The sequence below is a fragment of the Paenibacillus xylanilyticus genome, from assembly GCF_013359935.1.
Classification (GTDB): Bacteria; Bacillota; Bacilli; order Paenibacillales; family Paenibacillaceae; genus Paenibacillus; species Paenibacillus xylanilyticus.
This window is the reverse complement of sequence record NZ_JABMCB010000202.1, coordinates 610261-622471: the sequence shown is the minus strand read 5'-3', so window position 1 is coordinate 622471 and position 12211 is coordinate 610261. Positions and strand designations below refer to the sequence as shown.

The following is a 12211-nucleotide window of genomic DNA, read 5'->3' as shown; positions in this document are numbered from 1 at the left end:
AAGGATGATTTCCATGCAAGGCACCAGTGAGCCACTTTTGGATCTCCAATCACAAGCTTATCGTGATCTGATTTCAAAATCGCTGTTGAATAAGGGCCATAACGCCAGACTGAAAAGGGCAATTGAGAAAACAAAACGAGGGGAGCCTGTAACGATTGCATACATCGGTGGCTCGATTACCCAAGGCGCCGGCGCTGAACCGATTCATATGAATTGTTACGCTTACCGATCCTTTGACCTTTTCAGGAAAATGTTCGCTCCAACAAGCAACGTGCCATTACGTTTTATTAAAGCTGGTTTGGGCGGCACGCCTTCCGAACTCGGTATCATCCGTTATCACCGGGATGTACTTAGAGAAGGAACGGTCCAGCCAGACATCGTGGTTGTGGAGTTCGCAGTGAACGATGCTGATGATGAAACCCAGGGAATATGCTATGAAAGCCTTGTGCTCCAAGCTCTTGGTGCTGACAATGATCCTGCTGTCATTCTGCTGTTCAGCGTATTTGAGAACGACTGGAATCTGCAGGATCGCTTGGCACCTGTAGGTTGGCATTATAATCTCCCGATGGTAAGCGTAAAAGATGCGGTTGTGGAGCAGTTTCATCATACCCCAGCGGAAGGAGGCATCATTTCCAGAGAGCAATTCTTTCACGACATCTATCATCCAAGCAATGCCGGGCATTTTATCATGGCCGATTGTCTGGGCTGGTTATTCGAGGTAACGAATCATTCTGACCTGGACAAAGAAAAATTGGCGATGGATAAACCACCGCTAATCGGAAATGATTTTGCAGAAGTGAAGCTGCTGGATCGACTGAATGGCGACGCTATCGCCCGAATCGATGCGGGAGGCTTTGAGAAAATAGATACGGATCTGCAAATGGCAGAGATGGATGATCACGCCTTTGGCACTCCTCATTTCCCTAATAACTGGATGCACACAGGAGAGCGTGATGATGGAAATGGCAGCTTTAAAATGATCCTGCGGAGTAAACGAGTCATTCTCGTCTTCAAAGACTCAGGAAGCGACGAGTTCGGGATCGCCAATATAATCGTGGATGGTAAGCTGGTAAGAAAAGCCGACCCGAGCCAAATCAAGTGGACCCATTGTCATGCCGTGCTTCTGTTTGATGAAAAGGATGCCAGGGAGCACACCATCGAGATTGATATGGATGAAGGCCATGAGGCCAAACAGTTTACGATTCTAGGCTTTGGCTATGTCGATTAAAACGCGGTATGAAGCTTAACAAAGGTCCACTGGTTGCAAATGAAGAAAAGGGGAAGCCTGTAGCGAGCGCGAATTGGACTCCAACCATGCTTTCTTGAAAATTCGCCCAAGTGCTGCTTTTTGGAGTTCAACCAGAAAGAAACAGAACAAATAGACAGGAGCATTCCTACTGTGGCTGTGTGGCAGGGAGCGTTCTTGTCTTTTGTTCTAATACCCAAAAAATACATAGCCCTCATAGACTGTTAAGAACTCAGTTTTATCAAAACGCCATAAATGAGTAAAGCTTTGGATACTAAATCAAATATTGAATGTTGCAAAAGAGATGAAAGCTCTTGATAATTAAAAAGGTACACTTTTCCAGGGAATTTGCCTCAGAGTCCGTGGTCTAGGATGCCCCAGGGTTCGAAAGAAGGTAATGCTTCTCATTTACCAGGTTAAAAGATATGCATCATATGATACTATTGGTTTGAAATGAAACGTGATCATATTCGCTGTCGAACACAAAACAAACTTCATTTAATGCGAAGGGGGAAACATGAATGATGGATGTTTTATTAGTGGATGACGAGCCATGGGTGCTGGAAGGATTGAGAACCATGGTCAATTGGGAAAAACACGGTTTTCGAATCTGCGGAGAGGCCGAGAATGGGAATACCGCCTGGACCATGATTGAGCTTCTTCATCCAGATCTGGTGTTTACAGATATTCATATGCCTTCCGTGAGTGGGCTTGATCTGATTGACCGTTCCAGGCACGAGCTCGCCAAACCACCGCGATTTGTCATATTAAGTGGATACGATAGCTTCGAGTATGCGAAAACAGCACTGGAACAGCGGGTGGAAGATTACTTGCTCAAGCCCATAGATGAAGCCGAGATTGAAACCGTATTAGAGCAGATGAGCCGTAAAATCCAGAAAGAGCAAGATTCTGAGAAATTGCATCAACGCGCGCGTGCCTTATATGTGAATTGTTTATTCAAACGCCTGCTTCAGGGTGAAGAAAGCAGCGAACTAAAAGCGGAAGTAGAAGAAATGCTGCAAATGGAAGGTCATGTTAACATGGCATGTCTTCTGATTGAAACAGATATGTGCAATGAGGACATACATGCACGGTTGCGTAATCTTGCTGAGGCTCATTGGTCAGAACTCTTTACCGATGCCGAAGGAAGAATTGGCGTGTTCGCTGCTGAAATTGAAGATTCTCTGAAGCTGCTTGAGATGTTGGGGAGAAGTCTGTATGAGATGTACTCTACTCATGCGTCAATCATCGTTGCATTCGGACTAGAATCAGGCGGAGTAGGTGCTATGCGGACAGCGTATGAAAAAGCACAATCTGCAGTCAAATGGAAGCGCTATCATCAAGAGTGGGGTATTGTTTATCATCAGGATTTGCCACAAAATAATGCCATGTCGAGTGTGAATCAAAAAGCGTTGACAAATCTGATGGAAACCATACTGTCCGGGGAAGAGGAGCGGTTGGGGGCAAAGGTACAAGCGCTGCTTGCCAAACCTGACTCAGGACAGCCTGTGTCGGAAATCGAATACGTCAGGGTTCAATTGCTTGCTCTTGAAATGGGTGTCCTCAAGAAACTGAAGGAGCTGGATGGAGATGTGGACCACTTTATGCTTCAGGTTCAAAATATGTCAGGCGGCATTAATGGAATAGACTCATATCCTGCGTTTTTGGAGTATGCACTTGTATTAAGTCTCAACGCTTTAAAGACGTTACAGGAACAGCGAAAAGAAAAGGAATGCAATACAATTTTCTGTGTGGTGCAGTATGTCAATCAGGAGTTCAGGGAGAAGCTGCAGCTTCAGGAGCTTGCACAGAAATTTCATATGAATGCCAACTATTTGGGGCAGGCATTTAAACAGCAGACCGGCAAAGCTTTTCGGGAGTATTTAAATGATAAACGAATTGAAGAGGCGAAGCGGTTATTACGTCAAAGCTGTATAAGTATTGCCGACGTTGCGGTAAATTCCGGTTATCCGAATGCTGACTATTTTGTAAGCCAATTCAAGCGAATGACTGGTATGGCACCTTCTGCATATAGAAAGCAGCAATAGGCCTTTCGGAAGATGAGATGAACGAAGGATGGCGATAGCAGACATGTTCAGACAAATCCGTTTCCGCAGCATCGTGAACGATATCCCGTTGAATTATAAGTTTATTCTGATCTATGTAATTGGAATTTTGCTGCCCATCATTGCGAGTAATTATTTGTTTATGGATCGTATGTCCGGGCTGATCAAGGAGCGGGAGGAGCACAATTTGCAAATATCGCTGGAGCGGGCAAGAAAGGACATTCATACCATGATTGATGGTGGCATTGCAGTCAGTCATGCCTTGATCACGGACAAATTATTGTCTGAATCCATGGATCGGGTGTATAACGGACAACTGGATTTTTACAGCACGCTCGATGATCAGCTGCGGCACCGGGTGACCTCCTATATTCCTGTGAACAACCAGATTCAGCGAATTGGCATTTATACCGATAATCCAACCATTGTGCCTGGAGGGGATTATTATTTTCTGGATAGTACGACGCGCTCCAGCACCTGGTTCAAGCAGTGGAAAGCGGCGGGGGAGTCCCTGCGCGTGCTCGCCTACCGTGATCAGGCAGCCAATGATCGGGCTGCGACTTCTTCATACTTTAGCGTGATCGAAAAAATGGACTATTACAATGAGGACAGCTCTTATCAGAAACTGGTCCGGATCGATTTTTACCTCAATCGTTTCTATGACGTGATCGCCAGAGAAAAGAGTTCGCTGGATCTATATCTGGTTAATGCCCAGAATCAAATCATCGTTTCTGCGGATGACAAATATCAGGGCGAGGTGGATAGCAATTATGCGTTGTTCGATATGAGCAAGGCGGCAGACAAAGACCTACATATTGTTTCAATTGGCAATGCCAGCTATGTGAAAGGCTGGAAGCTGATTGGTGTGCCTCAGGAAACGCGTGTCAAAGAAGCGATGCTATCCATGCAGCTCTATTTCGGCATGCTGGCCGGGATCATTACCCTGATCACTTCCATTTTCATTTATGTCATGCTGCGGTCCTACAATTATCGGGTAAAACGCTTGTCCAGACACATGCAAAAAGTCGGGAATGAGAAATTCGAGCTGATCAACATAGACGGTGGACAAGATGAGATTGGTCATTTGATCCGGAATTTCAATATGATGACTGCCCAGATCCATTCATTGATCAATAATGTATACAAGCTGGAAATTCAGCAACGGAGCCAGGAAGCCGAGCGTATCCGTGCCGAGCTTAATATGCTGCAAAGCCAGATGAATCCTCATTTTTTATTTAATACACTGAATGCGCTGCTTGTGGTTAGTGCCAAAAATAATTATACGGATGTCAAGGATATCATAAAGGACTTGTCCAAGCTGCTTCGTCGTCTCTTGAATTGGAAGGACGATGTGGTCACGCTGGAGGAGGAGATGAGTTTTACAGTCATGTATCTGGGGATTGAAAAATTCCGTTTTCGGGACAAGTTTGAGTACTACATTGAAATTACTGATGAGGCACGACAATATAAAATACCGAAAATGAGCATCCAACAATTGGCGGAAAACGCCTGCAAACATGGCATCCAGGCCATTGAGGGTCTTGGCTATGTGAGAATACGAGCTGAGGTCGTGAGGGAGCGTCTTCGTGTCGTTGTATCTGATAATGGCAAGGGCATGGACAAGGAGCGTCTGCAAGAGGTTCTCTATCATATGCGAAGCAAGGAGGAAAGCGGAGGAAGCAATATTGGCATGCGCAACGTGTATCGCCGTCTCGAATTGTACTATGACGATAAAGTGAGTTTTAATCTGGTGAGCAGAATGGAAGAGGGGACTGAGGTCTCTTTCGAAATTCCGCTGCAGATGCTGGAGCGTCAGGAAAAAGGAGGCATGGATAATGGCATTTAAAGTGCTATTGATTGATGATGAGCCATGGGCGCTCGAAGGCTTGCAGCTGTGGATTCCTTGGGAAAGTCTTGGCTTTGAGGTGTGTGCCGTCTGCGGAAACGGGGCGGAAGGGTTGAAACAAATGGAGGAGCTGAAGCCGGACCTTGTCATGGTAGATATACATATGCCAATTATGGATGGACTGGAGATGATTGAGGAATGGCGGCGCAGAGGCAACTGGACAACCAAGTTTATTATTCTTACGGGGTATAGCGATTTCGAATATGCGCGAAAGGCACTTAAATTCAAAGTTTCCCGTTACCTGCTCAAACCACTGGATGATGAACAGGTGGAGTCCGAAGTTCTCATCATGAGACAGGAACTGCTCAAGGAGCAAGAGCAGCACCAAATTGGACAGATCGCACAGAGAGAGCAGAAAATGTTGACAATGAAAGAAGCGCTGATGGGCAGCACGCTTTCGGTAGACGCTGCTCACTATATAGAGCGGTTGTCCCGCGAAGCAGATGTCTGGAATGTATGCCTGATTCAGGTGTCCGGTGAAGATTATGGCCGATGGAGCAGTCTTGCTGCGGAGTTTCTAAACGGGTGGGATGCCGTTTACTTGATTCGTTTGCGAAATGATCTTGTTTCCATCGTGTTTGGCGAATTGGCCTATGCAATCCAGGGAACGGAAGAAACGGTAAGAACGCGATTGGAGACACTAGCTCGCCGTTTGGCGGGCTTTCGTGTATTTATGGCGGTAGGCTTACCCGAATCTTCCCTCATTAGCATTAGCAATTCCCGAATTACAGCAGAGGAAGCGCTGCTGCATGCCTTTTATGAAGCGGAACGGAACAAGATTATAGAATATGAAGCGGTCAAGAACCACGCTTTTCAAAGGCACTACAATCAGGTAGAGCTGGTGGAGAGAGTACTGGGGGCGTTTCAGCTCATTGATCACACCAGTTATCAGTCCGCTGTGGGGTTTATTGAACAAACATTTCGGGAGACCAGGGTTCACCCGGAAGCTGCCCGGAAATTTGTGATATACCTTCTTCATGAAATTAGGGCGTATATGGGAGCAAAAATGGCGGAGAATTCAGCAGATTCTAACCGTCTATTCGAAATCCCGAATCTGGATGAAGCCCTTCTTACCTTTGATGATTTGATCGGCATGCTGCATTCGTGCGGAAGAGTCTGTTTTGAGCTTTTGCTTAAGGAGAACGCCTCAGAAGCGCAAGGCATTGTACAGGATATTAACGATTATATTTCTGCGCATTTCCGGGAGGGGTTGACCATTAAGATGCTGGCTGAACGCTTCTTTCTGCATCCGGCCTACTTGGGACAACTGCTGATAAGAAAAAATGGAATCGGCTTCAATGAACTGCTCCATAATCTGAGGATTGAGGAGGCTTGCCGGCTGCTCCAGCTGAACCAGTACAAAAATAGCGAAGTTTCAGAAAAGGTTGGATACGCCAGCTACCATCATTTTCTGAAGCAGTTTGAGAAACGTATGGCCATGTCTCCTAATGAATATAAGAAAAACGTCTAGCCAGGTACCTTTAAAAAGAAAGCAGATGATTTAGCTGAATTTTTTCTTGCAATATCAGGAAAATAATGTCCTACAATGTAAACCTTTAGGTATTTATAGAAAACCTGAGCTTTTCTCGGAAAGAGCTATAATTCGAATATAGTTTCCAGATGGCGTTAAATTTATAATGAAATTATTCAAATGAAAGGGCTTTCATGAATGCGAGATCAAATTTTGGAGGTGCTTTATGGGGGACAGTAAAAAGAAGTTTTTCCGTATGGGGGCAACATTGCTGTTGTCACTGAGCGTTGTGCTGGCAGGCTGCTCAGGCGGCAGTGATTCAGGCAGCGGAGAGACAAGCAGTGAAGGCAGTGAGGTGGGAGCTGAAAATCCGATAGAAATCTCGGTATTCTTGAACGAGGCCGGACAGCAGCCAACCGCTGACAACAAGATTTACAAGAAAATGAAAGAAGAGCTTGGTGTTACATTCAAATTCGAATTCCTGGCTGGTGACAAAAACCAAAAGCTCGGCGTTATGATTGCTGGTGGGGATTATCCAGACCTAATCTCAGCTGATACCAAACTGACAGCTGCAGGTTCAGTCATTCCGCTTGAAGATCTGATTGAGGAACACGCCCCGAATTTGAAAAAACATTACGAGAAGTACTGGAATCAAATGAAGGATCCGAATGATGGACATATCTACTACCTGCCAAACTATGGTGCATATAACGGCGAAGTGGCTGACACCTATTACAGCGGTCCCGCGTTTTGGATTCAAAAAGCCGTACTTAAAGAGTTCGGTTACCCGACTCCAAAAACACTGGATGAATACTTCGACCTGATCGCGAAATACAAAGAGAAATATCCGACTATTGACGGCAAGCCGACCATCGGTTTTGAGGTCCTGAACTATGACTGGAAAAACTGGGGCTTGTTGAACCCGCCTCAGCATTTGATCGGTCATCCGAATGATGGCGGAGTGGTCGTCAACGATGGCAAGGCGGAGATCTTCGCCGATAAGGATTATGCCAAACAGTACTATCAGAAGCTAAATGAAATCAATGCCCAAGGCTTGCTAGATAAGGAAGCGTTTGCACAGAACTACGATCAATATATGGCCAAATTATCCAGTGGGGCCGTACTCGGCATGTTCGATCAACATTGGAATTTCCAAAGCGCGGAAGATTCCCTCATAACGCAAGACAAAATTGAACGCACTTATGTAGGTTTCCCGCTTGTGTATGACAGCAGCACCAAAGACTATTATCGTGACCGCGCAGCACTGAATCTCAACAATGGTTTCGGTATTACCGTGAGTGCCAAAGACCCTGTAAAAATCCTCAAAGTGCTCGATAAACTGATGGAGGAAGAATGGCAGAAAACACTCACTTGGGGCATTGTGGATGAAGACTATTATGTCAATGAAGAAGGCCGCTTCATGAAGACACAAGAACAGCGCGACAATGCAGCGGATGCTGCTTGGAAGCTTGCCAACAAAGCAGATGCATTTTATGGAACTGCACCGAAAATGGAAGGGTACTTTAGCGATGGCAACGCAACTTCGGCAAGTAATCAGCCAGAAGAATACCAGGCAAGCCTGAAACCGTTTGACAAGGAAGTTTTGGATGCCTATGGTTTCAACAGCTATATCGATTTCTTCAGTGCTCCACCAGAGAATCCGGTGACTTACCCTGCTTGGTCTGTCGATGTGGTAGAGGGATCTCCAGCCAAGATTGCCAATACGAAGTTGAACGAATTGTCGACCAAATATTTGCCAAAAGCAATTTTGGCCGGTACATCAGAGTTTGACAATGTGTGGAACGAATACGTTTCCGAGATTCAAAAGCTGGACATCAAGGCATATGAAGATCGTATCAATGAAGTGTTGAAGTGGAGAATCGATAACTGGTCTGTGAAATAAAAGGTTTAGCGTCAGGAAGGAAGGATGCCTTCCTTCCTGATTTTGTGAAAAACATGCTGCTAGACGCGGTCTGTCACCAAGGAAGATGCGTCGGCGGACGTTTTTCCTTTCATTATAAAGATGGATAGGGGCTTGATAATATGGAGGAAATTGTAGTGGGAACCAAGCCGCACAGCCCGAAGAAAAAAACGAAAATCAGGCGGCTGACCTGGCAAAACATCAAAGCACAGAGACAGCTCATATGGATGTCTGTTCCTCTGCTTGCATACATTATTGTCTTTGCCTATGTGCCTGTCTGGGGCTGGACGATGGCCTTTCAGGATTATAAACCTGCGAGAAGCTTCTCGCAGCAAACTTGGGTAGGATTCAAGCATTTTCAATTTTTATTTAGCGATGACAATTTCTTGCGGGTGCTTCGCAATACGCTCGCCATGAGCGTCATTAACATGGTTTTGGGTTTTGTAACCGCCATTGTTTTGGCATTGTTGCTCAATGAGATCAAAAAGATTATGTGGAAGCGGACGGTACAAACCATCTCGTACCTGCCCCATTTCTTATCATGGATTATCGTTACCGGCATCGTGGCGACATCGCTCGCTTCTGATGGGATTATCAACGATATCCTTATGAAGCTGCACTTGATAAATGAGCCTATTCTGTGGCTGACGGAAGGAAAATATTTCTGGGGAGTCGTAGCCAGTTCCCATATCTGGAAAGAAGTCGGCTGGAGTACAATTATTTATTTGGCGGCCATGGCCTCCATTGATCCGGCACAGTATGAAGCAGCCGATATTGATGGAGCTAATCGATATCAAAAAATGTGGAATATCACCTTGCCTGGAATCAAGCCTACCATTGTCATCCTGTTGATTATGTCGATTGGGCATATTCTGGAAGCGGGCTTCGAGGTTCAGTATTTGCTGGGTAACGGTTTGGTTGTTGACTGGGCGGAAACGATTGATATCTTCGTGCTCAAATACGGGATTGCACAGGGTAACTATTCGCTCGCAACTGCAGGCGGAATATTCAAGACTGTGGTCAGCATTACCATGTTACTTGTAGCAAATTGGACCGCCAAGCGGCTTGGGGAAGAGAGGCTGTTATAATATGAAAAAAACATCACTGTCCGGTTCAGGGAATACAGCGGCACTTTCCGTACGCCGCCCTGGTGCCAGAGGTATCGAACCGTTTCTGTTCAACACGTTTAATACCATCTTCATGATACTGCTTGTCATTGTGACGTTGTATCCGTTCTTGAACACAATTGTCGTTTCGTTTAATGCAGGGAATGACACCATTCGGGGAGGCTTATATTTATGGCCTCGCGATTTCACCATGCAGAATTATAAAGCCGTATTTGCGTCAGGTACAATTTATAACGCGTTTATGGTTTCCGTTGCACGTACTGTTCTTTCTACCGTTCTGAATATTTTCTTGACTACCATGCTGGCTTATACGCTTAGTCGGCGCGATTATATTTTCCGCAAGCTGATTACAACCATTTTTGTGCTGACGATGTATTTCAATGCAGGGCTTATCCCGGGATACTTCCTGATGAAGGATTTGCATTTGATCAATTCCTTCTGGGTCTATGTCCTGCCATCACTGGTCAGTGCGTTCAACCTGATCGTTATTCGTACTTATATATACACGATTCCCGAAAGCTTGATCGAATCTGCCAAAATTGACGGTGCAGGAGATTTCAGAATTTTCTGGAAAATTATTTTCCCGCTATGCAAACCTGTGCTGGCGACGATTGCGCTCTTCGTCGCAGTTGGCGCTTGGAATTCCTGGTTCGATGCTTTTCTGTACACGTCATCCCGTCAAGAGCTAAGCACCCTGCAATATGAATTGATGAAGCTGCTGTCTTCCAGCATGAATGCCAACAGTAACCCTTCCGTAGCCAATGGCGTGGGGGTGGAGCATTCAACACAGGTAACGCCGATTTCCATTCGAGCGGCAGTGACAATTGTCGCCTCTGTTCCGATTCTGCTCGTATATCCATTTATGCAAAAGTACTTTGTCGTTGGACTTAACGTAGGGAGTGTGAAGGAATAATGCCACAGCTTCAATCGCAGACAATTCATTATGCCAACCCGATCCTTCCCGGATTTTATCCGGATCCGAGCATTGTAAAAGCAGAAGATTACTTTTACCTTGTTTGCAGTTCGTTTGAGTATTTTCCCGGTGTGCCGATTTTTCGGAGCCGGGATCTGATTCATTGGGAGCAGATCGGAAATGTATTGGACCGGATGAGTCAGCTTGATTTGACCGATCAGAAGAGCTCGGACGGGATCTATGCTCCTGCGCTGCGTTATTACCAAGGCACGTTTTATATGATAACAACTGACGTGAGGGGCATCGGGAATTTCTACGTCACGGCAACCAATCCTGCCGGACCGTGGTCCGAACCAATTCGTATACCTTACGGTGGAATTGACCCATCTCTGTTTTTTGATGATGACGGCAAAGTGTATGTTACTGCACAGCAAGGTGCGGATTACAATTCACACGCCATTCAGTACGAGATCGATATTGCGACGGGAGAAGCACTTTCTGAACCACAAGTCGTCTGGCATGGGGATGGCGGGCCTTGGACCGAAGGGCCGCATTTGTACAAAATCAACGGCATGTATTATATGATGTCTGCTTCCGGCGGGACAGCCAAAGAACATCGGGAAATCATCGGCCGAAGTGACAAGCCTTACGGGCCCTTTGAACGCTATCCCGAACCCATCCTGACTCACCGCAATCTGGATCATCCCATCCAGTATCTGGGTCATGCCGATCTGGTGGAGGATCATCACGGCGACTGGTGGGCCGTATTCCTTGGCGTTCGATTGACGGAGGAGGGGTACAGTGTGCTCGGAAGGGAAACGTTCCTCGCACCGGTCATTTGGAACGAAGGCTGGCCGCACATTGACAACAATGAAGGAACGGTAAGTCTGGACATGGTTGTACAGCGCCTGCCGATGACAGTGCCTGCCATACCGGAGAGCCACGCTTCAATCGTGGAGGGCCGTGAAGACTTTGATGCAGAGCTTGGGCCTCAGTGGCTGTTTGTGCGCAATCCGTCAGAAGGGGCATGCTCCATTACGGAAAAACCAGGTTTCCTGACATTGTATGGTCAGGAGTCAGGTCTCAGTGACGTTGGTCAGATTACATTTATTGGCCGGAGACAGCAGCATCTTCAAGCCAGCTTTACAGCTAGCATGTCATTTGTGCCAGCTGCCGATGGTGAAGAAGCTGGATTATGCATCCGCCGGGATGAGGATGCACATTATGAGCTTGGGGTAAGGCGATCGGAAGGACGCAACATGATCTTTGCCCGCCTAACGGTACGTGGAGAGTCGAGAATCGTGCATGAGAGCGAGACCGAAGCGGACGTGCTGCGGCTCCGAATCGAATCGACAGAAAAGGAATATAAGCTTAGTTGCTCCGCGGATGGAGAGAACTGGTTAAGCGTGGGCTCAGGTGCCGCACGGGCCATTTCTCCGGAGGATTTTGTGCATAAAATGTGCTTTACCGGAGCGGTGGTCGGGCTGTATGCTACCGGCAATGGCCAGGCTAGCCGCACGCCTGCCCGCTTTGACTGGTTCGAGTATGTGATCTAGCTCTT

General features: G+C 46.4%; 8 protein-coding genes. All 8 read left to right on the top strand.

Going from position 1 to position 12211, the window contains the following annotated elements:
- The first annotated feature begins 4 nt into the window (after positions 1-4).
- The 8 genes from HP552_RS29360 to HP552_RS29325 all read left to right on the top strand — a co-directional run bounded on the left by HP552_RS29360 (position 5) and on the right by HP552_RS29325 (position 12206).
- Positions 5-1228, top strand: a complete 1224-nt coding sequence (locus tag HP552_RS29360; RefSeq protein ID WP_175398889.1) for an SGNH/GDSL hydrolase family protein — start codon at positions 5-7, stop codon at positions 1226-1228.
- A gap of 539 nt (positions 1229-1767) precedes the next feature.
- The gene (locus tag HP552_RS29355; RefSeq protein ID WP_175398888.1) at positions 1768-3294 is read left to right on the top strand and encodes a response regulator transcription factor; all 1527 of its coding nucleotides are present in this window, start codon (positions 1768-1770) and stop codon (positions 3292-3294) included.
- A gap of 43 nt (positions 3295-3337) precedes the next feature.
- Complete coding sequence (locus tag HP552_RS29350) at positions 3338-5158, top strand: sensor histidine kinase (protein WP_175398887.1); 1821 nt, start codon at positions 3338-3340, stop codon at positions 5156-5158.
- A complete protein-coding gene (locus HP552_RS29345; protein ID WP_175398886.1) occupies positions 5148-6689 on the top strand; it encodes a response regulator transcription factor in 1542 nt (513 codons plus the stop codon). The genes HP552_RS29350 and HP552_RS29345 overlap by 11 nt, the downstream gene beginning before the upstream one ends.
- Before the next feature lie 226 nt (positions 6690-6915).
- Positions 6916-8592: a type 2 periplasmic-binding domain-containing protein gene (locus HP552_RS29340; protein WP_175398885.1), complete on the top strand. Its 1677-nt coding sequence runs from the start codon at positions 6916-6918 to the stop codon at positions 8590-8592.
- Between the two features lie 140 nt (positions 8593-8732).
- On the top strand, positions 8733-9698 hold the full coding sequence (locus HP552_RS29335) for an ABC transporter permease (protein WP_175398884.1): 966 nt from the start codon (positions 8733-8735) through the stop codon (positions 9696-9698).
- A 112-nt stretch (positions 9699-9810) separates the two neighbouring features.
- Positions 9811-10650 carry a carbohydrate ABC transporter permease gene (locus HP552_RS29330; RefSeq protein ID WP_246311125.1) on the top strand — a complete coding sequence of 280 codons (840 nt, stop codon included), beginning with the start codon at positions 9811-9813 and terminating at the stop codon, positions 10648-10650.
- On the top strand, positions 10650-12206 hold the full coding sequence (locus HP552_RS29325; RefSeq protein ID WP_217506583.1) for a glycoside hydrolase family 43 protein: 1557 nt from the start codon (positions 10650-10652) through the stop codon (positions 12204-12206). The genes HP552_RS29330 and HP552_RS29325 overlap by 1 nt, the downstream gene beginning before the upstream one ends.
- The last annotated feature ends 5 nt before the right edge of the window (positions 12207-12211 follow it).

What these genes read in the sequence shown, in the direction of transcription:
- HP552_RS29360 (WP_175398889.1), top strand. Translation starts at nt 5, where the DNA reads ATGATTTCCATGCAAGGCACCAGTGAGCCACTTTTGGATCTCCAATCA.
- HP552_RS29355 (WP_175398888.1), top strand. Translation starts at nt 1,768, where the DNA reads ATGATGGATGTTTTATTAGTGGATGACGAGCCATGGGTGCTGGAAGGA.
- HP552_RS29350 (WP_175398887.1), top strand. Translation starts at nt 3,338, where the DNA reads ATGTTCAGACAAATCCGTTTCCGCAGCATCGTGAACGATATCCCGTTG.
- HP552_RS29345 (WP_175398886.1), top strand. Translation starts at nt 5,148, where the DNA reads ATGGCATTTAAAGTGCTATTGATTGATGATGAGCCATGGGCGCTCGAA.
- HP552_RS29340 (WP_175398885.1), top strand. Translation starts at nt 6,916, where the DNA reads ATGGGGGACAGTAAAAAGAAGTTTTTCCGTATGGGGGCAACATTGCTG.
- HP552_RS29335 (WP_175398884.1), top strand. Translation starts at nt 8,733, where the DNA reads ATGGAGGAAATTGTAGTGGGAACCAAGCCGCACAGCCCGAAGAAAAAA.
- HP552_RS29330 (WP_246311125.1), top strand. Translation starts at nt 9,811, where the DNA reads ATGATACTGCTTGTCATTGTGACGTTGTATCCGTTCTTGAACACAATT.
- HP552_RS29325 (WP_217506583.1), top strand. Translation starts at nt 10,650, where the DNA reads ATGCCACAGCTTCAATCGCAGACAATTCATTATGCCAACCCGATCCTT.